The organism is Acetobacter sicerae (assembly GCF_011516765.1).
Lineage (GTDB): Bacteria > Pseudomonadota > Alphaproteobacteria > Acetobacterales > Acetobacteraceae > Acetobacter > Acetobacter sicerae.
The window spans coordinates 58,307-83,391 of sequence record NZ_JAAABN010000004.1; the positions used below are offsets into that span (position 1 = coordinate 58,307).

General features: G+C 59.8%; 24 protein-coding genes. 12 read left to right on the forward strand and 12 right to left on the reverse strand.

The annotated features are described in order from the left end of the window. Together GVI59_RS05820 and GVI59_RS05825 are read right to left on the reverse strand one after the other, a co-directional pair. The gene (locus GVI59_RS05820; RefSeq protein WP_232878715.1) at positions 1 to 720 is read right to left on the reverse strand and encodes an ABC transporter permease; all 720 of its coding nucleotides are present in this window, start codon (positions 718 to 720) and stop codon (positions 1 to 3) included. A gap of 89 nt (positions 721 to 809) precedes the next feature. Beyond that, positions 810 to 1,796 (reverse strand): ABC transporter substrate-binding protein, encoded by a 987-nt coding sequence (locus GVI59_RS05825; protein WP_173573368.1) that lies wholly within the window; start codon positions 1,794 to 1,796, stop codon positions 810 to 812. 420 nt (positions 1,797 to 2,216) lie between these two features. Between GVI59_RS05825 and carA the strand changes: the two genes are divergently transcribed. From carA to GVI59_RS05855, 6 genes are all read left to right on the forward strand, one after another. After that, a complete protein-coding gene (gene carA / locus GVI59_RS05830) occupies positions 2,217 to 3,629 on the forward strand; it encodes a glutamine-hydrolyzing carbamoyl-phosphate synthase small subunit (RefSeq protein WP_173573369.1) in 1,413 nt (470 codons plus the stop codon). A gap of 10 nt (positions 3,630 to 3,639) precedes the next feature. Next, entirely contained in the window at positions 3,640 to 4,845 is a 1,206-nt protein-coding gene (locus tag GVI59_RS05835) for an ATP-binding protein (protein ID WP_173573370.1), read from the forward strand. 15 nt (positions 4,846 to 4,860) lie between these two features. Next, complete coding sequence (gene carB / locus GVI59_RS05840) at positions 4,861 to 8,115, forward strand: carbamoyl-phosphate synthase large subunit (protein ID WP_173573371.1); 3,255 nt, start codon at positions 4,861 to 4,863, stop codon at positions 8,113 to 8,115. Between the two features lie 190 nt (positions 8,116 to 8,305). Further along, on the forward strand, positions 8,306 to 8,779 hold the full coding sequence (greA, locus tag GVI59_RS05845; protein WP_010666570.1) for a transcription elongation factor GreA: 474 nt from the start codon (positions 8,306 to 8,308) through the stop codon (positions 8,777 to 8,779). Between the two features lie 14 nt (positions 8,780 to 8,793). Continuing rightward, positions 8,794 to 9,990, forward strand: a complete 1,197-nt coding sequence (locus tag GVI59_RS05850; RefSeq protein WP_173573372.1) for a threonine ammonia-lyase — start codon at positions 8,794 to 8,796, stop codon at positions 9,988 to 9,990. A gap of 30 nt (positions 9,991 to 10,020) precedes the next feature. Continuing rightward, positions 10,021 to 10,527 (forward strand): hypothetical protein, encoded by a 507-nt coding sequence (locus GVI59_RS05855; protein ID WP_173573373.1) that lies wholly within the window; start codon positions 10,021 to 10,023, stop codon positions 10,525 to 10,527. Between the two features lie 54 nt (positions 10,528 to 10,581). Here GVI59_RS05855 and rsfS read toward each other — a convergent pair whose 3' ends face one another. The 8 genes from rsfS to GVI59_RS05895 form a co-directional block, all read right to left on the reverse strand. Then, positions 10,582 to 11,028: a ribosome silencing factor gene (gene rsfS / locus GVI59_RS05860; RefSeq protein WP_173573374.1), complete on the reverse strand. Its 447-nt coding sequence runs from the start codon at positions 11,026 to 11,028 to the stop codon at positions 10,582 to 10,584. Positions 11,029 to 11,150: 122 nt separating this feature from the next. Further along, positions 11,151 to 11,858: a nicotinate-nucleotide adenylyltransferase gene (locus GVI59_RS05865; protein WP_173573375.1), complete on the reverse strand. Its 708-nt coding sequence runs from the start codon at positions 11,856 to 11,858 to the stop codon at positions 11,151 to 11,153. Beyond that, complete coding sequence (locus GVI59_RS05870) at positions 11,824 to 13,095, reverse strand: glutamate-5-semialdehyde dehydrogenase (RefSeq protein WP_173573376.1); 1,272 nt, start codon at positions 13,093 to 13,095, stop codon at positions 11,824 to 11,826. Before GVI59_RS05870 ends, GVI59_RS05865 begins: the two co-directional genes overlap by 35 nt. Before the next feature lie 39 nt (positions 13,096 to 13,134). Beyond that, positions 13,135 to 14,229: a redox-regulated ATPase YchF gene (gene ychF, locus GVI59_RS05875; RefSeq protein WP_173573377.1), complete on the reverse strand. Its 1,095-nt coding sequence runs from the start codon at positions 14,227 to 14,229 to the stop codon at positions 13,135 to 13,137. Further along, a complete protein-coding gene (gene pth / locus GVI59_RS05880) occupies positions 14,229 to 14,855 on the reverse strand; it encodes an aminoacyl-tRNA hydrolase (protein ID WP_173573553.1) in 627 nt (208 codons plus the stop codon). Before pth ends, ychF begins: the two co-directional genes overlap by 1 nt. A 62-nt stretch (positions 14,856 to 14,917) precedes the next feature. After that, complete coding sequence (locus GVI59_RS05885) at positions 14,918 to 15,547, reverse strand: 50S ribosomal protein L25/general stress protein Ctc (RefSeq protein ID WP_173573378.1); 630 nt, start codon at positions 15,545 to 15,547, stop codon at positions 14,918 to 14,920. A gap of 144 nt (positions 15,548 to 15,691) precedes the next feature. Beyond that, entirely contained in the window at positions 15,692 to 16,135 is a 444-nt protein-coding gene (locus GVI59_RS05890) for a YMGG-like glycine zipper-containing protein (protein WP_242012970.1), read from the reverse strand. A 103-nt stretch (positions 16,136 to 16,238) separates the two neighbouring features. Then, positions 16,239 to 16,529 (reverse strand): hypothetical protein, encoded by a 291-nt coding sequence (locus GVI59_RS05895; protein ID WP_173573380.1) that lies wholly within the window; start codon positions 16,527 to 16,529, stop codon positions 16,239 to 16,241. 401 nt (positions 16,530 to 16,930) lie between these two features. Between GVI59_RS05895 and GVI59_RS05900 the strand changes: the two genes are divergently transcribed. The 6 genes from GVI59_RS05900 to GVI59_RS05925 all read left to right on the forward strand — a co-directional run bounded on the left by GVI59_RS05900 (position 16,931) and on the right by GVI59_RS05925 (position 23,862). Then, positions 16,931 to 17,977 carry a rod shape-determining protein gene (locus GVI59_RS05900; protein ID WP_077814381.1) on the forward strand — a complete coding sequence of 349 codons (1,047 nt, stop codon included), beginning with the start codon at positions 16,931 to 16,933 and terminating at the stop codon, positions 17,975 to 17,977. Between the two features lie 231 nt (positions 17,978 to 18,208). Further along, positions 18,209 to 19,321, forward strand: a complete 1,113-nt coding sequence (gene mreC, locus GVI59_RS05905; RefSeq protein WP_173573381.1) for a rod shape-determining protein MreC — start codon at positions 18,209 to 18,211, stop codon at positions 19,319 to 19,321. A gap of 11 nt (positions 19,322 to 19,332) precedes the next feature. Then, a complete protein-coding gene (gene mreD / locus GVI59_RS05910; RefSeq protein ID WP_232878685.1) occupies positions 19,333 to 19,911 on the forward strand; it encodes a rod shape-determining protein MreD in 579 nt (192 codons plus the stop codon). Positions 19,912 to 19,960: 49 nt separating this feature from the next. Next, on the forward strand, positions 19,961 to 21,877 hold the full coding sequence (gene mrdA, locus GVI59_RS05915) for a penicillin-binding protein 2 (RefSeq protein ID WP_173573383.1): 1,917 nt from the start codon (positions 19,961 to 19,963) through the stop codon (positions 21,875 to 21,877). Between the two features lie 64 nt (positions 21,878 to 21,941). After that, positions 21,942 to 23,105, forward strand: a complete 1,164-nt coding sequence (gene rodA / locus GVI59_RS05920; RefSeq protein ID WP_173573554.1) for a rod shape-determining protein RodA — start codon at positions 21,942 to 21,944, stop codon at positions 23,103 to 23,105. Between the two features lie 280 nt (positions 23,106 to 23,385). After that, positions 23,386 to 23,862, forward strand: coding sequence for an RcnB family protein (locus GVI59_RS05925; protein WP_173573384.1), 477 nt, complete (start codon positions 23,386 to 23,388; stop codon positions 23,860 to 23,862). A 68-nt stretch (positions 23,863 to 23,930) separates the two neighbouring features. Here the strand turns inward: GVI59_RS05925 and GVI59_RS05930 are convergent, their stop codons facing one another. Both GVI59_RS05930 and GVI59_RS05935 read right to left on the reverse strand, forming a co-directional pair. Next, entirely contained in the window at positions 23,931 to 24,875 is a 945-nt protein-coding gene (locus tag GVI59_RS05930) for a DnaJ C-terminal domain-containing protein (RefSeq protein ID WP_173573385.1), read from the reverse strand. Beyond that, positions 24,872 to 25,039 carry a hypothetical protein gene (locus tag GVI59_RS05935; protein WP_173573386.1) on the reverse strand — a complete coding sequence of 56 codons (168 nt, stop codon included), beginning with the start codon at positions 25,037 to 25,039 and terminating at the stop codon, positions 24,872 to 24,874. The genes GVI59_RS05930 and GVI59_RS05935 overlap by 4 nt, the downstream gene beginning before the upstream one ends. Between the last annotated feature and the right edge of the window lie 46 nt (positions 25,040 to 25,085).

Sequence of the window (25,085 nt, forward strand, 5' to 3'; positions counted from 1 at the left end):
TCACTGATACCTGAAGAGCTTGCGGTGCAGCAGGCGCAGACATTGGTCGGTCACAAGACCGATCAGGCCGATCATGATGACACCAGCCATGACCTGATCGGTCTTCATGAAGCGTCGCGCCGTCCAGATGACGAAGCCAAGACCACTATCGGAAGCAACGATTTCCGCGATGATGACATAGGTCCAGCACCAGCCAAGACTTATACGCATGCTGTCCATGAGCTGGGGCAGCATGGCCGGAAGCGCCACAGGTAGAAGCGTCTCCCTTGGCCGGGCGCCCAGTGTGTAAGCCGTTTCGAAATATTCGTTGGGAATACGCTTCATGTCAGCAGCGATCATGAGAACGAGCTGGAAGAATGTGCCAAGCCACAGCAAAAAGATCTTGGTTGACTCCCCTACCCCGAACCAGATGATCGCGAGCGGCACAAGCGCCGGCACCGGAAGATAACGGATAAAGTCGATCATTGGCTCCAATGTCGCGCCGATGATGCGATATCCGCTCATCAGGATACCCAGCGGCACGGCCAGCAAAGCCGAAAGAAGAAAGGCCAGCCACACACGTCTGACGGACACCACCGTATTGGGCAGCATCGAGCCATCCGTGCACATCCGGATGAAAGTCTGCGCGACCTTGAGCGGCGTAGGCAGGAAGACGGGCGCCACCACATGCAGCGACACCAGTAACTGCCAGCCTCCGAGAAAAGCCGCTGCCCCAGTCACTGCAGCCAACAGTGTGGCGCTCTGTGGAATTGATGCCCGAAAACGAAACAGGCCGCCGGAGCCCTTCCGGGAAGAAGAAGCCACTGCCGTCATGGAGAAGAAATCTCGGCAATCAGGCTGCTATCGATAGAATGCGCTGGATCGAGACGAACAGAGGCAGCTCCATTTTCGATGTTCAGCCCCATGAGAGTGACGAAAATCTCGTTAATCTTTCCCGGCTTTTCAGGCGTGCCCATATAAGCCTTTGACTGAGCCAGATCTGTATATTCAAGGCTTCCCACGACGCTTTTCTTGAAGTCATCAGGTGAAAGATCAAAGTGAGGCGCTGCGATCTTCGCAAAATCTTCCGGATTGGATTTGTAATAGGCCACAGCCTTGTACAAAGCCGTCAGGAAACGCTTGTATTTGTCGGGATTGGCCTTCAGATCGTCATTGCGGGCCACAAGAACATCCACGATGTAATCAGGATAATCAGCCGACGACACCAGTTCCTTTGGATGACGGTCTGCTGAAATGCCCAGTATCTGCTGCAGGAAAGGCTGATAGGTCACGACCGCCGCAATGCTCGGGTCCGCAAATACCGCCACACTGTCGGAAGTCAGGATTTCCTTCATCTTGAGATCGGCCAGAGTCATGCCGTGCTTGTGCAGTTCCATCTGCAGGAGAAGACGACCCGGAATATTGCTTTCCGAGGCAACAGTCTTGCCCTTGAGGTCACTGACGTTATGGATGGAGCCGTCAACAATCACCCCATCCCCACCAAGACTGCGGTCAATTGAACCGATGACGATACCCGGCGTGTTCTCGTCACGCGGCCGCCCCTGATATTCATTGAGGGCGCGCATCTCCATCTCGATGGAGCCATGCGCCATGGCGGCCATGACATCGGAGCGTTCGTCGGAGAATTTCAGATCGACGGAAAGATGGGCATCCTTGAAATATCCCAGATCCTGAGCGACCAGAACCGGAGCAAAACCTGTCCAGACAGGCGCCATGATTCGAATTGTATCGTCAGCATGCGCTGCTGTCGCACAGCCAAGACCGAGAACAACCGCAAGCACTTTGAGTGACTTCATCACGCACCCCATCATATCGTTACCGAAACAGGTTAGAGGCGTGATGTCTTTATGGGTATCAAAATGTTCAGAACATTATATCGATAAATCTGGATGTATTCACATCGACATGGCGAAGCGTTCCGGTTGGATGGCCGTCTCTCCTCAACTGATACACTTGATTGATTCTCACACGCCTTTGGACCAACGCCCATAGCGCAATCGCCTCCCTATCCAATCAACAGGAAAGCAGGCTTCAGTATCTGCTATTTAACTTGGGAAAGCTTTGCGGCAGGCATCGACTGCGCGGCACGATGAACTGCTCTCTCATGGATTTTGCCAGAGAGAAGAAAATTCCCACCATAATTTCCGGGCTGGGAATTTTCTTCCCACCGCCGTTTCAGACTGCTAGAAGACCTCTCGGTAGGGAGTAAGCAAGCCATGTCTCTGTCTGTCGAAGCCATCATTGAACGGATCGGCGGTCCTGAAAAGATCGCGGCGCTGACCGGCGTCGGCACTGAAGCCGTACGCAAGTGGCGTCAGGCGCGGGCGATTCCCCCGAAGCACTGGCCTGTTGTGGCCCGGGCTGCCGGCATTTCGCTTGATGAGCTTCAGCCAGAATCCACTCCCTCTTTTCCCGAGTCCCCTAACCGGAAACCGACCATGTCTGAACAGCGTGCAAGCTCCGCCACTGATGTTCCGGAGGGAGCGACAGCCGCCCTCGTCCTCGCCGATGGCACGGTGTTCTGGGGAATCGGCTTTGGCGCTGCGCCAACCGACGAGGCGATCGGTGAAATCTGCTTCTCCACCGGCATGACCGGCTATCAGGAAACGCTGACCGATCCTTCCTTTGCCGGACAGATCATCACCTTCACCTTCCCGCACATCGGCAATGTCGGCACCAATGCCGAAGATGACGAAGCCCTGCGCGTTGCCGCACGTGGCCTTGTCGTGAAGCAGGACCTGACGGAGCCGGCCAACTGGCGCTCGACGGAAAGCCTCGACGCCTGGCTGAAAGAACGGAACGTGCCGGGCATCTGCGGCGTGGATACGCGCGCCCTGACCCTTCGCATCCGTGACGGCGGTCCCCAGACTGCCGTTCTCGTGGCTGTCAGCAATGGCCAGATCGACCTTGACGCCGCCAGGGCGAAAGCCGTCGCATGGCCGGGTCTGGAAGGCATGGACCTCGCCAAGACCGTGACATGCGAGAAGCCCTACACATGGTCGGAAGGCGTGTGGAACTGGCCGTCCGGCACCACACCGCTGCCCACCAAGCGTCGCAAGGTTGTCGCGGTCGATTACGGTGCGAAGCGGAACATTCTCCGCTGCCTGACCACCGCGGGCTGTGATGTCACGGTCGTTCCGGCAACGACGTCCGCCGAGGAAATTCTGGCGCTCAAGCCGGAAGGCGTCTTCCTCTCCAATGGCCCCGGCGATCCGGCAGCCACGGCTCCCTACGCCGTCCCCGCCATTCGCGGCGTTCTGGATGCGGGCATTCCCGTGTTCGGCATCTGCCTCGGCCACCAGCTTCTCGCACAGGCGCTGGGAGCCAAGACCTACAAGCTGGCGCAGGGTCATCGCGGCGCGAACCAGCCCGTGAAGGATATCGAGACCGGAAAGGTCGAGATCACCAGCCAGAACCATGGTTTCGCCGTCGATGAGAAGTCGCTGCCGAACGATGTGAAGGTCACGCACATCAGCCTGTTCGACAAGTCGAACGAAGGCATCGCCTCGACCACGCTTCCGGCCTTTTCCGTGCAGTATCATCCGGAAGCCAGCCCCGGTCCGTCCGACAGCTTCTATCTGTTCGAACGGTTTGTGGCGCTGATCGACTCACACGGAAAGGCCGCCTGAGCCTTCCCGCATGGATCCTGTCCGTAACCCTTACGTCCCCGGAGCGGGCGCGTCTCCTCCCGAACTTGCCGGGCGGGAAGACCTGTTCACACAGGCCGGAATCGTGTTGCAGCGTGCGCTTGGTGGAAAAAGCGCACGTAGCTTCATCGCCACCGGTCTGCGGGGCGTGGGCAAGACCGTCGTTCTGGCGCGTGTCGAACAGCTCGCGAAAAGTGCTGGCTATCTGACCTGCTTTGTCGAAGCAGAGGAAGAAAAACCGCTTGGCGCGACACTGGCTCCTCACCTGCGCCGGATGATGCTGGAACTGGATCGTCTCGGAGCAGTAACGGAACAGGTCAAACGCGGCCTGCGCGTTCTGAAAAGTTTCGCCAGCGGCCTGCGTATCCAGTCAGTGCTTGGTTTCAGCATCGAACTGGATGTGGAGCCTGAACACGGGACAGCAGACACGGGCGATCTGACGACCGATCTGCCAGACATGATCTCGGCTCTCGGTCATGCCGCGCAGTCCCGTCATACCGGCGTGGCGCTGTTCATCGACGAGATCCAGAACCTGTCCGAGTCCGATCTTTCGGCTCTCATCATGGCGATGCACCGTGTCATGCGCGAAGGCCTGCCGATCGTGCTGGTTGGCGCGGGACTGCCGCATCTGGTGTCACTGATCGGTCAGGCCAAATCCTATGCCGAGCGCCTGTTCGAATTTCCCGTTCTCGGCCCGCTTTCTCCTGCCGAATGTGAAGACGCCCTTCGCACTCCCGCAGAACGGGAAAGCGTGGACTTCACGCCGGAAGCCGTCGCGGAAGTCGTGCGCATCACGCGTGGCTATCCCTATTTCCTTCAGGAATGGGCCTACCACGCGTGGAACGTGGCGCATGGCGACCGTATTCTCAAAGGCGATATCCAGGTGGCGACGGAAGTGTCCCTGACGTCGCTGGACGGGGGCTTCTTCCGGATGCGCTACGCCCGTCTGACCCCCCGCGAACGGGAATACTGTCAGGCCATGGCGGAGCTGGGTGACGGCTCACATCGTTCCGGCGAAATCGCCGAACGCATGGGCTCGCGCACGCAGGCCGTGGCTCCTGTGCGGGCGACGCTGATCCGCAAGGGCATGGTCTACAGCCCGGCTCATGGCGAAACGGCGTTCACCGTGCCGCTTTTTGAAAACTATCTTCACCGTATTCGGACCATGGGCACCGACCCAACCGACTCAGACGACTGACCAAAAGGACTGATCATGCCCAAACGGACAGATATTCGCTCTATCCTGATCATCGGCGCCGGTCCGATTGTTATCGGTCAGGCCTGCGAGTTCGATTACTCCGGCGCGCAGGCGTGCAAGGCGCTGCGTGAGGAAGGCTACCGCGTCATCCTGCTGAACTCGAACCCGGCGACGATCATGACCGATCCGGGACTGGCGGATGCGACCTATATCGAGCCGATCACGCCGGAGTTCGTGGAACGGATCATCCTCAAGGAAAAGCCGGATGCGATCCTGCCGACGATGGGCGGCCAGACGGCGCTGAACGCGGCGATGGCGCTGGATGCGTCGGGTTTCCTCGTGAAGCATGGCGTTGAGCTGATCGGCGCGAAGGCGGACGTGATCGACCGCGCCGAGGACCGTCAGAAGTTCCGCGAGGCGATGGACGCCATCGGCATCGAAAGTCCGAAGAGCTTCATTGCGCACACGCTGGCAGAAGCGCGTGACGCGCTGAAGAATGTCGGGCTCCCGGCCATCATCCGTCCGTCCTTCACCATGGGCGGCGCGGGCGGCGGCATCGCCTACAACAAGGAAGAGTTCGACCAGATCGTCACGGGTGGCCTCGACGCCTCGCCTACGACGGAAGTGCTGGTTGAAGAGTCCGTGCTGGGCTGGAAAGAGTTCGAGATGGAAGTGGTCCGCGACAAGGCGGACAACTGCATCATCGTCTGTTCCATCGAGAACATCGACCCGATGGGCGTACATACGGGCGACTCCATCACCGTCGCCCCGGCCCTGACGCTGACCGACAAGGAATATCAGCGGATGCGCGACGCCTCGATCGCCTGTCTGCGGGCGATCGGCGTCGAGACGGGTGGTTCGAACGTGCAGTTCGGTGTGAACCCGAAGGATGGCCGCATGGTGGTCATCGAGATGAACCCGCGTGTATCGCGTTCTTCCGCGCTGGCCTCCAAGGCGACAGGCTTCCCGATCGCCAAGATCGCGGCGAAGCTGGCGGTGGGCTACACGCTGGACGAACTGACCAACGACATCACGGGCTCGACCCCGGCTTCCTTCGAGCCGACCATCGACTATGTCGTCGTGAAGATCCCCCGCTTCACGTTCGAGAAGTTCCCCGGCACCCCTGCCCTGCTCTCCACCTCGATGAAGTCGGTTGGTGAGGCGATGGCCATTGGTCGGTCGTTCCCGGAAGCGCTCCAGAAGGGTCTGCGCTCCATGGAGACCGGCCTTGTCGGTCTGGACCCGGTCGAAGCTCCCGGCGACGGTGGCGTGGACGCATTCCGCGCCGAACTGTCGCAGCCACGCCCCGAGCGTATTCTGATGGCGGCGCAGGCGCTCCGTGCAGGCTTCTCGGTTGATGAGATTGCAGCGGCCTGCAAGTTCGAGCCGTGGTTCCTGCGTGAGCTTGAAAAGATCGTGCAGGCGGAAAAGGACGTGCTCGACAAGGGGCTGCCGGAAGACGCTCAGGGACTGCGTCGCCTGAAGGCCATGGGCTTCTCGGACGTGCAGCTTGCCCGTCTGTCCGGCACACAGGCCAGCGAAGTTGCCGCTCTGCGTGAGAAAGCAGGCGTGAAGCCGGTTTACAAGCGGATCGACACCTGTGCGGGCGAGTTCGCTTCCGCGACGCCTTACATGTATTCGACCTACGAAAACCGCTTCGGCCAGCCGGTCTGCGAGTCCGATCCGACATCACGGAAAAAGGTCGTCATTCTGGGCGGCGGTCCGAACCGGATCGGTCAGGGCATCGAGTTCGATTATTGCTGCGTCCATGCCGCCTACGCCCTGCGTGAAGCCGGTCTTGAGACCATCATGGTCAACTGTAACCCCGAGACGGTTTCCACCGACTATGACACCTCCGACCGTCTGTATTTCGAGCCGCTGACCGGTGAAGACGTTGTCGCCCTGATCCGTCGCGAGCAGGAGACAGGCGAGGTTCTGGGTTGCATCGTGCAGTATGGCGGCCAGACTCCACTGAAGCTGTCCCGTGCGCTGGAAGAAGCGGGCATTCCGCTGCTCGGCACGCCTGCCGACGCCATCGACCGCGCCGAGGACCGCGAGCGCTTTCAGGCGCTGCTCCGCAAGCTCGGCCTGCGTCAGCCTGCCAACGGCATTGCCCGCTCTCCCGCCGAAGCCGAGGATATCGCCGAGCAGATCGGTTATCCGGTCGTTGTGCGTCCGTCCTACGTTCTTGGTGGCCGCGCGATGGAGATCGTGCATGACCGCGCCAGCCTCCAGCGCTACATGAAAGTCGCGTTGCAGCTTGCCGGTGCGGAAGTGGCGAATGGTCCTGTTCTGATCGACCATTACCTGAACGACGCCATTGAAGCCGACGTGGACTGCATCGCCGATGGCAACGAGGTCTATGTCGCGGGCGTCATGGAACACATTGAGGAAGCCGGTATCCATTCGGGTGACAGCGCCTGCGCCCTGCCGCCCTACACGCTCTCCCCGGCCATCGTGACGGAGCTGAAGGCGCAGACGGAAGCCATGGCCCGAGAACTGGGCATCGTCGGTCTGATGAACGTGCAGTATGCGATCAAGGGTCAGGACATTTTCGTTCTGGAAGTGAACCCGCGTGCGTCGCGCACCGTGCCGTTCGTGGCGAAGGCGACGGGCGTTCCGGTGGCGAAGATCGGCGCGCGGGTGATGGCGGGCGCGAAGCTGTCCGAATTCACGCTGGATGACCGGGCCGTAGTGCCGCATGTCGCCGTGAAGGAAGCAGTTTTCCCGTTCCATCGTTTTCAGGACGTGGACACGATCCTTGGTCCGGAAATGCGCTCCACCGGTGAGGTGATGGGTCTCGACTCCTCGTTCGAGCGGGCCTTCGCCAAATCACAGCTGGCTGCTGGCGTGAAGCTGCCAATGTCCGGTGCGGTATTCCTGTCGGTGCGTGACGGTGACAAGGCGCATCTGCCGCGTCTGGGACGGATGCTGGCCGACATGGGCTTCACCATTCTGGCGACACGCGGCACGGCGAAGTGCCTGAGTGATGCGGGCATTGAAGTGAAAATCGTGAACAAGGTGCTGGAAGGCCGTCCGCATTGCGTGGACGCCATCCGCTCCGGCGAAGTCCAGATGGTCATCAACACGGTACAGGGCGGACAGTCCGTGAAGGACAGCTACGACATCCGTCGCTCGGCCCTGACGATGGGCGTACCGAACTTCACCACGATGGCCGGAGCCCGTGCCGCAATCCATGCGATTGCAGCGATGCGCGAGGGTCCGCTTGAAGTTGCGCCGCTTCAGTCCTACTTTAGTGGATCGTTCTGAGCAGGTGTGGGACGTTTCTCGTGAACGTCCCTCATCTGCTTCCGGTATGTTTACCGCTCTGAAACGATCTGATGGAAGGCTTACGCTCTTCAGCAGATCGTGAGGGACTATCCCTCTTCATCCGGGGCTGGACTGGCGCTCATGCTGGTCTGGTCCTCTTTTTGTGTTCCGCTTTCCGAGGATTGGCACCTTGCAGAAAACCCCGATGACCGCGTCCGGCCTGCAGCGACTTGAGGACGAGCTCCGTCATCTCAAATCTGAAGAACGTCCCGCCGTTATTCGTGCAATCGCTGAAGCACGCGAGCATGGTGATCTCTCGGAAAACGCGGAATACCACGCCGCGCGCGAGCGTCAGTCGTTCATCGAAGGACGCGTTCTGGAACTTGAGGAAATCGTCTCGACAGCCGAGGTGATCGATCCTTCCAAGCTGTCCGGCGACCAGGTCAAGTTCGGCGCACGTGTCACCCTGATTGACGAGGAAACGGAGAAGGAAGTGCGCTACCAGATCGTCGGTGTGTATGAAGCCGACATCAAGCAGGGGCTTCTCTCCATCTCTTCTCCGCTGGCAAAGTCACTCATCGGCAAGTCGCTGGGTGACACGGTTTCCGTGCCTGCGCCGGGCGGTGACCGGAGCTATGAAATCACCTCCGTCGTTTACGCCTGAAGAAAGCTGCCCGCGTGATCACGTTCGAAGACATCACGGCCGCCGCCCGGCGGATCGAAGGGCGTGTCCTGCGCACGCCAACCCTGCCGTCCCATTCGCTGTCCAAGTCGGTTGGCGCGGAGATCACGCTGAAGCTTGAAAATCTTCAGGCCGTAGGGTCTTTCAAGGAACGTGGGGCAGCGAACAAGCTGGCGCTGCTGACGCCGGAAGAACGGGCTCGTGGCGTGATCGCAGTTTCGGCTGGCAATCACGCGCAGGGCGTGGCGCGTCATGCGAGCCTGCTGGGCATTGACGCGGTGATCGTCATGCCGCGCTTCACGCCTGCCTCCAAGGTGACCCGGACCGAAGGCTGGGGCGCACGGGTTGTGCTTGAGGGCAACAATTTCGCCGAAGCCTCTCTGTTCGCCAAGGATCTGCAGGAGCGCGAAGGCCGGGTTTTCATTCATCCCTACGATGATGATGCGGTCATGGCCGGTCAGGGCACCTGCGCGCTGGAGCTTCTGGAAGATGCCGGACCGCTCGATGCACTCGTGGTGCCGCTTGGCGGTGGCGGCCTCCTGTCGGGCATGGCCGTTGCGGCAAAAGCCATGCGTCCCGAGATAGAACTGATCGGCGTACAGGTGGAGAGTTATTCCTCCCTGTCCGCTTTCCCCGGAACTGAAGTCACACCGTGTGGGGGTGCGACTATCGCCGAGGGTATTGCGGTGATGAAGATCGGCCGCCGGACGCATGAGGTGATCCAGCAGCTTGTCTCTCAGGTTGTGGTCGTGTCCGAGCGCGACGTGGAAAACGCCATTACCCTGATGGCCGAGGGCGCCAAGCAGGTCACCGAGGGCGCGGGAGCGACAGGGCTGGCGGCTGTGATGAGCCACCCTGCCCTGTTCGCAGGCAAACGTCTTGCGCTCCCCGTGAGTGGCGGCAACATCGACACACGCATTCTCGCCAATACGCTGCTACGCGCCATGCTCCGTGACGGACGACTGCTGCGGCTGATCATGGAAATCCCAGATCGTCCGGGCGTTCTCGCCGATATTTCAAAAACGATCGGCGAGGCTGGCGGCAACATTATCGAAGTGTCGCATCAGCGCCTGTTTGCAGCGCCGTCCGTGCAGGCAGCGGAACTTGAGGTGATGATCGAGGCGCGCGACCCTCAGCACGCCGAACAGATCACCGAGGCGCTGCGGGAGCATTACGTGGTGCGACGGGTGTGACTGATAATTTCATCCTCACAAGGGCTGCACATGAAGTGGATAGAAATCTATACTTACTCTAATTTTGGAGAAGAAATTAACAAACCACATCGGTATGGTGTCTATGTTCTACAATCTCTTTCTGACCCTGATGTCATTCGATACGGGTCTGCCGGCAGTAGACTGGGCCAGTCTGGCTTCTTAAAAAGTCGTCTTTCAAAACATCTTAATACAAAATCCCGCCGCGATCCTGAGTCGCAAAGAGCATCAGAGCGCTACGGTCCCTACAAAGTCTTATGGATTTGCGTGACTACAGATAATCGGCCCAATTCACCGGGCTTATCTGCCGCAGCAGACCTGATGGAAAGGGTTATTCAGGTATCACTTAGCAATTACGAACAGGCGCCACTCCCGTGCAACAAAAGTGCGAGTTGCCTGCTTGTTGGAGCAAGCAATATTGAGGTGATACTGAAAAATCTAAATAATCTTTCCAAACAGTTGGATATTGTTGTCGATACAGCGCAGATATTGTTTTCAGATAAATTACTACAGACCTGAAGATTAAACGACAGCGGGAGAAGGCCTCGCTTCTCCCGATATCCGAAACGTTCTTCAGAGAGATGTAATCTCTTCCCCATCGGCGCCATCGAAGTCAGTGCCCCACATCTGCTCCAGACCGTAAAGCTCACGCGCTTCGGCCTTGAACAGATGAATCACGATATCGCCTGCGTCGATCAGCACCCAGTCGGAACCATTGGCTCCTTCAACGAGAATGCGCTTCAGACCGACATCTTTCAGCTTGCGCTCGATATGCTGGGCCATCGCGGCAATCTGACGATCCGCCACGCCCGTCGCGATAACCATACGGTCTGCGAAGGACGCACGTCCGGTCAGGTCAATGACGACAATGTCCTCACCCTTATCGTCATCGATGCTTTCCGTGATGATACCGAGATACTTCTCGAGTTCATCAGCGGGAGCGTGAGGACGTTTCTTGCCTTCTTTGACAGGTCCTGCTGCCGCAGCTTTCTTGCGCGGCGTGCCCGGGGCCTTTGCCACAGCGGCAAGACTCGGATCGACCGCCTTGGGCGCTCTGGGTTTTGCCGGCGTCTTTGACGCACCAGCTTTAGCTGCGACCGGGCGACGATCCGTCGTTTCCGTATCGGTGGGGGGCTTTCTGGCTATGACCGTGTCTCCTGCCGGGTGGCTGCCCGATCTGTCCGGAATAAGGATTCTGTGTGTCCCGCACGTCGCAGGGCTGTTGCCGATATACCGTTTTGCGGGCCAGGAAGAAAAGCCCAGACTGGGGGCGTTTTATCGGGAAGCTGTCGAATTTTTCCAACCGGCAGGCGGCAGTGACTCAAACGTCCCGCAATCTTGCCATGCAGGGCCGCCGCATTACTGCCCGGACGCGGCATGACAGCCAGTGGAACCTGCCTGAGAAATGCCTGCCAGCGGTACCAGCGGGGCAGTTCCGCAAAGACGTCCGTTCCCATCAACCAGACAAAGCGCGCACGGGGAAAACGACGTTTGAGCGCCCGAATGGTGTCAAAAGCGTAGCGCGTGCCGAGAGAGGCTTCAATATCCGTGGGAATAAGCCGACGGTCGGTCGCCAGTTGCTCGACCGACGCCAGACGTGTGGCAAGAGACGCCATACCCTGGCTCGGCTTGAGCGGATTGCCCGGCGAGACCATCAGCCAGACCTGATTAAGACCGAGCAGATGCAGCGCCCGAAGAGCTATCTGGATATGCCCCTCATGCGCCGGATTGAACGATCCGCCGAGGAGGCCAATCCGTCCGGCGCGGCGGTCACCACGGATCGGGATCGTATCGTGATGAGAGGCCACGATATGCTTACGGACGCGTCTGACCTGTCCCGAGGACTTCATAACGGAAGGTCGTGAGCTGCTCGAGTCCCACCGGACCCCGCGCATGGATACGGCCGGTGGCGATACCGATTTCCGCACCGAATCCAAACTCTCCACCATCACAGAACTGGGTGGAGGCGTTCCACATGACGACAGCGCTGTCCGTACCATTCAGAAAGCAGGTAGCGGCGGACTCGTCTGAGGTGATGATCGCCTCGGTATGACCGCTGCCATAACGGGCGATGTGGGCGAGCGCAGCTTCCACGCCATCCACGACGGCAATGGACAGGACCGGAGCCAGCCACTCGGTAGCGAAATCCTCATCGGCAGCAGGCTCAAGACCGGGAACGATGTGACGGGCGCGCTCATCCGCACGGAACTCGCAACCCAGTTCCCGCAGATCATTTACAATCTCGGGCAGCAGTTCTGATGCGATGGCGTTGTCGATCAGCAACGTCTCGGTAGCGCCACAGATGCCCGGCCGCCGCATTTTGGCGTTGGCGAGGACGCGCCGGGCCATCTGCGGCTCGGCGGCGGCATGGATGTACGTGTGGCAGAGTCCCTCGGCATGGGCGAGAACGGGGATACGCGCCTCGTTCTGCACGCGCTCAACAAGGGATTTGCCGCCACGGGGAATGATGAGGTCGATCAGACCGGAAGCGGCCAGCATGTCGGCAACGTGCTTGCGATCGGCGCTGGGCGCCACCTGCACGGCGTCGACGGGAAGACCTGCGGCTTCGAGCCCGGCGGCCATGGCTTTGTGAATAGCCTGCGCGGAGTGGAAACTCTCCGAACCACCGCGCAGAATCACAGAGTTACCCGACTTGATGCAGAGACCGGCGGCATCCGCACCAACATTCGGACGGCTTTCGTAGATCACGCCAAGCACACCAATGGGAGTCGCAACACGACGGATCTTCAGACCGTTGGGACGCGTCCATTCCGTAAGGATGCGGCCGACAGGATCGGAGAGATCAGCCATATCCTCCAGCCCCTTCGCCATGCCCTCGATGCGCTCGGCTGTCAGCGTCAGGCGGTCACGAAAAGCCTCGCTGCCCGTATAGGCGGCAAGATCTTTCGCGTTGGCTTCAAGGATGGTGTCTTTCTGCTCACGCAGGGCATGGGCGGCAGCCCAGAGAGCCTTGTCGCGAAGGGCGGTTGGAGACTGGGCCAGCGTCCGCGCTGCGATCCGTGCGGCCCGGGCCATGCCCGCAATCGCATTGGAGTCTGTCGCTTCCGCCTTCATGCTGGCGCTCATTTATGGTCCCCTACCCTCTTCTTCTATGATGTTGATGTATCAGACGTTGAAACGGAACAGCAGCACATCGCCGTCCTGCACAATATAGTCACGGCCTTCGATGCGCATCTTGCCCGCTTCTTTCGCGCCCGCCTCACCATTGTACTTCACATAGTCGTCATAAGCGACCGTTTCACAGGCGATGAAGCCACGCTCGAAGTCGTTATGAATGACAGCGGCGGCCTGCGGAGCCTTGGTGCCTGCCGTAATGGTCCAGGCACGGGTCTCTTTCGGGCCGACTGTGAAGTAGGTCTTCAGGCCAAGCAACTGGTATCCCGCAGCAATGACGCGATCGAGGCCGCTATCCGACAGGCCGAGCCCCTCAAGAAACTCCTTCTGGTCTTCCTGCGGAAGCTGGCTGACTTCCGCCTCGATCGCGGCAGACACGATCACGCAGGCCGCGCCTTCGGCTTTCGCCCGCGCTTCGACCTCTGCGGAAAACCTGTTGCCCGTTGCCGCAGAGCCTTCCTCGACATTGCAGACATATAGCACAGGCTTGGTCGTCATGAGCTGGAGGCGCTCGGCAATCAGCTCCTTGCCTTCCGGGATGGCCGTGCGGGCAGGTTTGCCTTCGCGCAGGGCTGCGATCAGGGGCTCCATGACCTCGACCTGCGCCTGTGCGTCACGGTCGTTGGATTTGGCCTTTTTCTGCAAAGGCACGATCCGCTTTTCGAGAGAGTCGAGATCGGCAAGCATCAGCTCGGTCTCGATGATCTCGGCATCACGAACCGGGTCAACGCCACCCTCGACATGGGTGATATCGTCGTCCTCGAAGCAGCGGAGAACGTGAATGATGGCGTCCACTTCGCGGATGTTGGCGAGGAACTGGTTGCCCAGCCCTTCACCCCGTGAAGCGCCACGCACAAGACCGGCGATGTCCACGAACTCAAGACTGGTCGGCAGGATTTTCTGCGACTTGCCGATGCGCGCCAGCTCCGCGAGGCGAGGATCAGGCACGGCGACGCGGCCAACATTCGGCTCAATGGTGCAGAACGGATAGTTCGCCGCCTGTGCCGAGGCCGTGGCCGTCAGGGCGTTGAACAGGGTAGATTTGCCGACATTGGGCAGTCCGACGATGCCGCAGTTGAAGCCCATCAGTCTTTCACTCCTGTTTCTCCTGCCTTCGGGCCGGGAATTATTGGTTTGGGGCTGTTTGCCGTGAGGAGCGCAATGCGCGTCATGCAGTCTTCGCGCTGCCCCGCAGCGAGCAATGGGGCGGTATCAGCAACGGCGTCGAGCAGGTCTTCGAGCCAGGGCTGATCGGCCTTGGCGAAGTCTCCGAGAACCCATCCGTGGACGCGCTCTTTCGAGCCGGGATGACCGATACCGAGGCGCACGCGCCAGTAATCCTGTGTGCCGAGCTGTCGGTCGGTCGAACGCAGGCCATTGTGACCGGCGGCTCCCCCACCTTTCTTGATGCGGACCTTGCCGGGCGCAAGATCAAGCTCGTCATGAAAGACAGTAATGGCATCAGGGGGGATTTTGTAGAACGTCGCGGCTTCGCGAATGCTGTCGCCCGATGCGTTCATGTAGGTCATCGGCTTGAGGAGCAGCACCTTGCTGGCGCCGATCCGTCCTTCCGCGACTTCACCGCGAAAGCGCTTGCGCCATGGTGAAAAACCGTGACGTCTCGCGATGGAGTCGACCGCCATGAACCCGATATTGTGGCGGTTGTGGCTCATGGATGTCTCGGGGTTTCCAAGACCCACCCAGAGCTGGATCGCCGGTTGCATGGCGGTCTATCCCGAGGCCGAAGGTTTACCCCCCGACCCGCCGGGCCTCCTTACTTCTCTTCTGCTGTCGCTTCCGTCTCTGCGGAAGCTGCTTCATCTTCCTCAACGTCCACGGTCGGAGCCGCAATCGTTGCAACGACGAAGTTCGGGATCTGCAGAACCGGCGTCACGCCTTCGGTGCCCTTCAGATCATCCCAGCGCACGTTGTCGTTGATGTCCAGTTCGGAAACATCAACCGTGAAGAACTCGGGGATGTTGGCCGGGTCAGCCGTCACTTCGATCGTGTGACGGACGACATTGAGCACGCCGCCGCGCTTGATGCCCGGAGACTTGTCTTCACCTTCGACCTGCACAACGATCTCGACATGGACCTTCTGGCCCGGCGCAAGACGCTGGAAGTCAACGTGGATCGGAGCATCGGAAACCGGGTGGAACTGAATGTCACGCATCAGGGCGCGCTCGCTCAGATCACCAGCCTTGATTTCATAGACGTGCGAACGCCAGCCCGGCTTGTGCAGCTCACGCATGATGACACGCGGATCAAGCGCAATGAGGGAGGCTTCGGCTTTTGCACCGTACACGACAGCCGGGACCAGCCCTGCGCGTCGGGTTGCGCGCGCTGCCCCCTTACCTGCTTTCGCGCGCGTGGATGCTTCGAGAGGAATCAGTTTCGTCGCCACTGTGTTAACTCCTGAGTATGCGAACGGACGCCGGCCTCCAGGGGTGCCGACGCGAGGCGCGCTCTTTAGCGGAAATGTAGTAACGACGCAACAGAAATGCCGGAACGGCAGCGCGTTCCGGCGTCTTTTCAGCCTCTCGGCCTGTTAGTAGCCCTGCTGAGGGGTGTAACCGGCAGGATAACCGCCATAGGTGCGGGGGTAGGTCGCTCCCTGTTGGGGAACACCATTGGTTCCGGCCGGATAGCCCCCCTGCTGATAGCGCTGCTGGGCGGGATACTGTTGCTGAGGATACTGCTGCTGTGGATAAGCGGCCTGAGGCTGCTGATATCCCTGAGTATAACCGCCACCCGGACGATTGGGCGTGGTCAGCGCGCCGGTTCCTGCCCCCAGCAGACCACCGGCAAGAGCACCGATGGCCGCTCCACGACCTCCTCCAGCCAGTGCTCCAATCGCAGCACCGGAGCCTCCGCCAATCAGAGCGCCGTTCCCGGCCCTTTGTCCGGGACTGTACGGGTCACCACAAGCGGATAGAAAAAGAGGCAGAGCCAGCACCGCAATGCCGCACGCTTTCTGTCTGTTCACCGTCATCGCATCCATTCGTTTTATAAGGCTATGTGCTGCGGACTATCAGGGCCGCTGCACCCCATGCCTTTTCCTGAAGCATCTCGCCTGCCCTGAAAACCGGCAGGCATCAACGCCTATTACCAGCTTTCGGAGGATTGGGCGTTGTCGCGGCTCCCACTGCCGCCCCCGTTCCTCCGCCCGCCAGCGCTCCGATCAGCGCACCGCTTCCACCACCGGCAAGAGCCCCGATCGCCGCGCCACCACCGGCGCCAATCAGAGCCCCACTCCCGGCGCGGGCACCGGAATCATAGGGACTGCCGCACCCCGTCAGAACGGACACGGACATCAGTCCGACAGCGGCCAGCAGACGCACACCCCATCGACCACACCCTGATTTTTTAATTGAGTTCTCTATCATGGCACCAGCCCCTGATTTCATGGCACACCGTGTCGACAGCCTCCCCAGAGACTCGTCAGGTGCAGGACAAGCAGAACGGCAAGGCGTTTCCGGAAGTTCCCCTGCAACCTGACGGGAGGCAGAAAACCCAAAGCCGCACGCAGATCCGGCTTCCTGCTTCAGAACAGTCTGAAAGAGATTTGTGGCTAAATCAGGAACGCTTCATCTCTCTCGTAGTTTCTGCATGTCAGCCCTTGCGGTGTCATCACAGCCTCGCTAATCGTCGCAACCGACCTGCATGCGCGACCGACACATGCTTCCCGCGTTCATCGCACCTGGAAAACTGGCGTCCCTCACGTCATGCGGGTTTTATTATGCCGCACGACTTCAGTGCGCGCATGACTGCTGGCCAGGAGTTTTGGATGTTCGCTCGCCTGCTGGGTCTCATGTCGGCCGACATGGCAATCGACCTCGGCACTGCCAATACGCTGGTGTATGTCAAAGGCCGCGGTATCGTTCTGAACGAACCGTCCGTTGTGGCCATTGCCGACTCACGTGGCAAAAAACAGGTTCTCGCCGTCGGTGAAGAAGCCAAGCAGATGGTCGGACGCACCCCCGGCAACATCATGGCGATCCGCCCGATGCGTGATGGCGTGATCGCTGATTTCGAAGTCGCGGAAGAGATGATCAAGCACTTCATCCGCCGCGTGCACAATCGAAGCATTTTCGCCAGCCCGCAGGTCATCGTGTGCGTCCCCTCCGGCTCCACGGCTGTCGAACGCCGCGCCATTCAGGAAAGCGCCGAGAGCGCCGGAGCCCGTCGGGTCTTCCTGATCGAGGAACCGATGGCGGCGGCCATCGGCGCCGGTCTTCCGGTCACTGAGCCGTCCGGCAGCATGATTGTCGATATCGGTGGCGGCACCACGGAAGTGGCCGTCATCTCTCTTGGTGGAATCGTCTATGCCCGCTCCGTGCGCGTGGGCGGTGACAAGATGGATGAAGCCATCATCTCCTATATCCGTCGGATGCATAATCTCCTGATCGGCGAGAGCTCCGCCGAACGGATCAAGATGTCCATCGGCTCGGCCATGATGCCGGATGATCCGAACGATCCCGGTCCGCTCCAGAACGTCAAGGGACGTGACCTGATCACAGGCGCACCCCGTGAAGTCGTCGTTTCGCAGGCTCAGATTGCGGACAGCCTCGCCGAACCGATCACGCAGATCATCGAGGCGGTGAAGCTGACGCTGGAAAACACGCCGCCGGAACTGGCCGCCGATATTGTGGACAAAGGCATCGTTCTGACGGGCGGAGGTGCTCTGCTCTATCGCCTCGACGAGGTGCTGCGACTGGCGACAGGACTACCGGTTACGGTCGGAGAAGACCCGCTATCCTGCGTCGCGCTGGGGACTGGACGTGCGCTCGAGGAAATGAAGCGCCTGCGCAATGTCCTTACGACAATGTATTAACGAAAAATAACCATGCACTCTCTGCAGCTTTTTGCCATTATATCAGCAGAGAGCTGAAGGATTATGGCTCGAAGAGCGTAGATTGGGGATACAGCCCCCAAAATATGGGGGTTCCTTGGCGAGCGGCTGCGAGGAAAAATCAGGACAGGTTTCCGGACAAGCGCTGTCTGACATGACAGCCGCCTTGGTTCTGCTTTCCTGCCGGTCAGCACTGCTGGAAAGACCGGCGGCATGATTCCTGTCTCGATCCAGATTCGTCAGGCGCTGGACCGGCTCTGGCTGCCGGCCATGCTCCTGCTGTCCATCGCGATCATGCTTCTGGGATGGGCCAATCAGCGTGTCACAGTGGCGGCGCGCATGGCGACAGCCGATGTCCTCTCGCCTCTGTGGTCGCTCGTAGCCCTGCCCGGTCATGAATTTTCGGAAGCTGTTTCCGAACTGCACAGCATCGGGCACCTCGCGCACGAAAACGCACAGCTCCGCTCCGAGAACGAAACCCTGCGCGGATGGTATGACGTCGCCGTCTCCCTGACGCAGGAAAACGCCATGCTGAAGGAAAATCTCCACTGGATGCCTGATCCGCTGCCGTCCTTCGTGACGGGCCGTGTGGTCGGCGATGTCGGGGGACTATATTCCCATGCCGTTCTCATCAACGCTGGACCCGCCAATGGTGTCCGGGTCGGAGATGTGGCGCTGGCCGCTGACGGATTTGCCGGACGAGTGACAGAAACCGGCGAACATTCCGCCCGTATCCTTCTGATCAGTGATGTCGCCAGCCGCATCCCCGTTCTGCTGGAATCCAGTCATGGAACAGCCATCATGTCGGGTGATAATTCCTCGACTCCGAGACTGATCTTTTATGCTCAGGACAATCATCCGGTGGAAGGAGAACGTGTCGTCACCTCCGGACAGGCGGATCTCCTGCCGACAGGCATCCCGGTCGGCACCGTTCATTATATCCACGCCGGAACGCCGGTTGTGGTTCCCTATGCGCGTCTGAACCATCTGAGCATCCTGCGGGTCTTCAATTTCGAAACCGGGACAATCGAGTCACCGGATGCGCCGGGTCGTGTACCCGTGACATCCAGTCGCAGCGTCCGCACTGATGGCAAGAAAGACAATCCGCTCGACGGCATGACCCTTGGCGGCGTGGTCGAAAGCGCGACCGGACATCCGCCTGCCGGCTACCAGCCGCAACGTCAGGACAATCAGGACAGCGAAAAACCGGATTCATCCCGCACGAACGAGGATGACAACACGCAAAGCGATCATTCGCCGCTACAGAAATCAGGCTCCGTCAGTCCTCATTCGTCTTTTCACTTCCCTCCAGCGGGACGCGGATGAGAGAGCCCGGCATGTCTTCCGACCCTCACTCTCATCCCCAGTCCCACTGGCACCCTGACGTCCGCTCCGCGCCCGCCCTTGCGCAGCGTCTTGACCGGCTGGCCATGCGTCTGCTGCCGGGAGGTCTCACAGCCCTCGCCGCCATTCTGCTTGCAGCCCCGACCGGTATTCCCGGCGCTATCGCGCTGATTCCGGGACTTGCGATGGCCTCGGTCTTTTTCTGGTCCGTCTGGCGACCGGCTTCAATGTCCGTGCCTGTGGTATTCTGTCTGGGCCTTCTGCTCGACCTGATCGGCTTCGCACCGCTTGGGGTCAGCGCCTTCGCTTTCCTGCTGCTGCATGGAACCGCCGTGCACATGCGTTTCGGCCTGATGCGCCTGAATTTCGTCACGCTCTGGCTGGCCTTCACGCTCCTGGAAAGCTGCGTATGCTGGCTGTTGTGGTTTCTGGTTTCTTCACTATCATTCAGAATAATGCCGACAGCCCCGGTCATATTCGAATGTATGCTCACCGCAGGCATCTATCCTCCTTTCGCCGCTCTCGGAAACTGGGCGCATCGAAGGTTTTCCAATCCGGAGCCGCAACTGTGATGGCATCTGAAATCACAACCGGAGCGTCTGTCGGCGGAGCATCCTTCGGATGAAATTCCGTGGACGGAAAAAAAGGGAAAAGCTGAACAGGCTTCTGCCTGCCCGTGAACAGAAAGATCCCGGCAAAGGTGTCTTCACCCGGCGTGCTCTGCTTCTCATGGCGGTCCAGACAGCCGCGCTCGGAGAACTGAGCCGTCGTCTTTACGACCTTCAGGTCAATAGCGGTGACCATTTCGCCAGACTGGCCGACAAGAACCGGACCAGCAAACGTCTGCTCGCTCCACCGCGCGGACTGATTGCCGACCGTTTCGGCACCATCCTTGCCGCCAACAAAACCAACTGGCGCGCTCTGCTTCTTTCCGAAGAAACAACCGACGTCGAGGGAAGTGTCGAGCGGTTTTCCCAGCTCGTACCGCTCGATGAACACGACCGTTCCCGTATCGCCCGCGAGATCCGGCACAAACGCAAATTCATTCCCGTCGTACTCAGGGAGTTTCTCTCCTGGGACGATATGGCCCGTATCGAACTCAACTCACCCTCGCTGCCGGGTGTTCTGATCGATGTCGGCACCACGCGCTCCTACCCGTTCGGAGAGCTTCTGGCCCACACGATCGGCTATGTCGCTCCTCCCAACGAACAGGACGTCGCCAAGTCCGCGCTGTTCGCCCTGCCGGGCATGCGGATCGGCCGCGCTGGCATCGAGCAGAGTCAGGACGCCATGCTGCGGGGACAGGCCGGTTCCGTGGAGATGGAGGTCAACTCCGTCGGTCGCGTCATGAAGGAACTCGACCGGCAGGATGGCACGCCGGGCGATGAACTGGCGCTGACTCTCGACGTGGGATTGCAGCAGACCATCCAGAACCGGATCGGCGACCTCGCCGCCTCTTCTGTCGTCATGGACTGCCGTAATGGTGAAGTTCTGGCGATGTGCAGCACGCCTTCCTTCGACCCGTCCCTTTTCGACAGCGGCGTCAGTCGCTCCCAGTGGATTGAATGGACCAGCGACCAGCGCACGCCCCTGATCGACAAAACCGTCTCGGGCGTCTATCCGCCGGGTTCAACCTTCAAGCCTGCCGTGGCAATGGCGGCCCTGAACGCAGGCGTCATTTCTCCTGCCGACCGGTTTTTCTGCCCGGGCCACTTCGATCTGGGCGGGGCACGTTTCCATTGCTGGGCGAAACATGGTCACGGTTCGGTCGATCTGCATCTTGCCCTGAAATATTCCTGTGACGTCTACTTCTATGAAGTGGCCATGAAAGTCGGCATGGACAGGCTGGCGGCTTCTGCTCACGACCTGGGGCTCGGCACGGAACTGGGCATCGAACTGCCGCATCAGCGTCTGGGCCTCATCCCCACGCCCGAATGGCGACGGAAACACAAACATCACTGGAATGGCGGCGATACTGTCGTCAGCGGCATCGGTCAGGGATTCGTGCAGGTCACGCCTCTCCAGTTGGCGACCTATACTTCCCGTATCGCCACAGGCCGCAAGGTCGAACCGCATCTGGTCCGGGCAGTAAACGGGGATATCGGCGCTCAGGTCGATCCGCAGCACTGGCCGGAACTGGGAATGGACGATCGTTATCTGCGAGCCGTACGGGAGGGCATGTTTGCCGTGGTGAACGAGAGTCACGGCACAGCCCCCAAGGCGCGCCTGACCATTCCGGGCGTCGAAATGGCCGGTAAAACGGGTTCGGCGCAGGTGCGGCGTGTCTCCAGAGCCCTTCGTGAGAGCGGTCACTTCAATTCCGCCACGCTTCCGTGGGAGTTTCGTCCGCATGCGCTGTTCATCTGCTTTGCGCCGTATGACTCTCCGCGCTATGCGGTTTCGGTCGTGATAGAACATGGCAACGCGGGCGCCGATGCGGCAGCGCCGCTGGCCCGGGACATCATGACCGACACCCTGCTGCGCGATCCGGTCAATCACAAGAGCGCGCCGGGACAGACAGTCGCGGATGCAGAGTAGCCTGCACGCTGCCTGAACTGGCCCCGATCTGATTTTCAAGGAGAGCATCACCGTGGATTCACGGATGCCGATGAGGCGTTTTCGCAAGCGGTTGCTACGCGCCGAACCGAATTTCCGCACGCTGTCAAAGCTCTGGCAGGTCAGCTGGCTGTACATCCTTCTCATCTGCACGCTGGCGGGCATCGGCTATATTGCGCTCTATTCGGCAGGAGGCGGCTCAGCCCGCCCCTTCGCCGGGCCACAGGCAGCCCGTTTCGGCTTCGGTCTGATCCTGACGCTGACTGTCGCCATGCTGCCACCCAAGTTTCTTGTCCGGCTGGCATGGCCTCTCTATCTCGTCTCGCTGGCCCTGCTGGTAGTCGTGCTGCAGATGGGTCATGTCGGTAAGGGTGCGGAACGCTGGGTCATGATCGGCGGCACACAGGTTCAACCGTCCGAATACGCCAAAGTCGCTCTGGTCCTGATGCTGGCGACATGGTTTTCCCGCATTCCCTACAGCAAGATGGGCAATCCACTCCGTCTGATCATTCCGGCGCTCATGGTGCTGGTTCCCGTCGGTCTGGTTCTCAAGGAGCCCAACCTTGGCACGGCGGTGATTATCGGCGGCATTGGAGCGTCCCTGTTCTTCGCTGCCGGGATGCGGCTATGGCAGATTGTCCTGCTTCTGCTGCCCGTGCCCTTCCTTCTGAAAATTGCCTACGCCCATTTGCATGATTACCAGAGGGCGCGTATCACCACCTTCCTCCATCCGGAAAGCGATCCTCTGGGAGCCGGCTACAATATCATCCAGTCAAAAATCGCCCTCGGATCGGGTGGCATGTGGGGTCAGGGCTATCTGCATGGCACACAGGGACAACTGAACTTTCTTCCTGAAAAACAGACAGATTTCATTTTCACGACCATCGCCGAAGAATGGGGTTACGCAGGCGGAACGCTGGTCATCGGCCTGCTTCTTCTCCTCATTCTCGGTGGCATGGTGATGGCCATTCGCAGCCGAAACCGTTTTGGACGACTGCTGGCTCTGGGTATTTCAGTGAATTTCTTCCTGTATTGTCTGGTCAATCTCTCCATGGTGATGGGGGCCATCCCTGTTGGCGGCGTGCCCCTGCCTCTGGTGTCCTACGGCGGCTCGGCCCTGATCAATGTAATGCTTGGCTTCGGACTGCTCATGTCCGTCTGGGTCCATCGCAACTCCCGATTTGGCGAAGAAGATGAGGAAGAAGCGTAAATCCTGATCTTGGTTTTGATGCAGAGTTACACTCTGTGAAAATCTGTTTTTCTTTATGATAAAACCGCCCTGCCATTTGGCGGGTTCCTTTGTGCTTTCCCGCTCTCTCTTGTCTCCTCTCCATCTTTGAGAAATGCAGGAAAAATCAGAGCAAAGAAAAACACGCCTTACGATAAAAACGGCGTCCATTGGACCAGCTTCACCTTGAATCGGTGCCATGTTAGCGCCATCGTTTTCGTGTCAGATTGATCTTCAACACAGCTCAGGAAACGAGTTCCTTATGCGGATAAAACATATCGCATTCATCATGGCGTCCGTTCTGAGCATTGCGCCTGTCTGCGCGATGGCTCAGCCCATGCCCGGTGGCGGCCATCAAGGTGGAGAATACCGAGGCGGCGGCGGACGTGACAATGGTGGTCCCGGACGGGGTGGCCCGGCACGCGGCGGTCCCGGCGGACAGCGTGATTTCCGTGGCGGCAATTATGGACGTCGCGGAGCGCCACCACCACCACCCATGAACAACTGGCGTCCCGGCGCACGTTACTGGGGCGGTGACCCATGGATCAACAACTGGCAGTCCTACCGTGGCCTTTATGCGCCTCCCTACGGATATCGCTGGATCCAGTCGGGCAATCAGTTCCTTCTGACCGCCATCGCCACCGGCATCATCTCCGCCGTGGTTGTGAACGGTGTAGTCAGCGGTATGGGGCCAGGTGGCGTGGCTCCGGGCGGTATGGTGGGCGGTCCCGGATACTAAGCCTCTGATATAAGAACACCCTCTGTCACACAGGCAGAGGGTGTTTTTCATTCAGCAGAGACAGCACCTTATCCGGCTGAAGGGGCGGCTTCTTCTTCAGCCCCCTGTCCCTTGAGAAAGGCCTTCAGCTTCTCATCGGCCTTTCCGATATGCACTTCCAGCCGGACATACAGATTTCCGGCTTCGTGCTTTCCGTGCTCCTTCACACCCCGTCCTTTCAGACGCAGGACAGTGCCCGTGTCTGAATCAGCCGGGACATTCATGCGCACCGCACCGGATGGCGTCGGCACCGTGATGGGGCCACCGAGAATGGCCGTCTTAAGATCGACCGGCAGGGTCTGCCGGAGATCCCGTCCTTCCCGGGTATATTGTGCATCCGGTGATACGGTCACGGTGATAAGGGCATCGCCAGCGGGTCCGCCCTGAATCCCCTCGCCGCCTTTTCCGCGCAGTCTGAGAACCTGACCACTTTCAATGCCCGGCGGAATGCGGACATCCAGCGTGGAGCCGCCCGGCAACGAAACACGCGATGTCGTCCCCAGCACGGAATCAATAAAGGAAACCGTGAGATTATAGGACCTGTCCTGCCCCGGCTGCGGACCGGAAGGACGACGGTTGAAACCGCCAGCACCACCTCGTCCACCACCGAACATGCCGCCAAACAGATCGCTCAGATCCTCGGTCGAGAAACCACCAGCACCTCCGGCACCCTGACGGAAGCCGCCCATGCCTTCCCCGAAGTCACGATACCCGCCATGCGCTCCGTAACCCGGAGGCGCGCGTTCCTGTCCGGCAGCATCAATCTCACCGCGGTCATAACGCGCCCGCTGGGCTTCGTCGGACAGCAGGTCATTCGCCTGACTGGCAGCCTTGAATTTCTCCTCAGCTTCCTTGTCATCCGGATTGAAGTCCGGGTGATATTTCTTGGCCAGCTTGCGATAGGCCTTGCGAATCTCGTCCTGACTCGCGGTTCGCGCGACACCCAGTACCTGATATGGATCGCCTGCGCTCACTCATCTTCTCCTTCAGGCGTGGTCACACCAAAACTCTCCGTATCCAGCAGATCAATCAGAACGGCGATTGTTACATCCGTCGAAAAGCCATTCTTCGCGGCTTCAGCTACCAGCGCGTTAAGACGCGGCTTGAGAAACTGTGCCTCGGGGCCTTCAGTCGCCATGGTTCTGCTCCACCTGATCCGGAACGGTCGTAACCCGCGCCGCAAT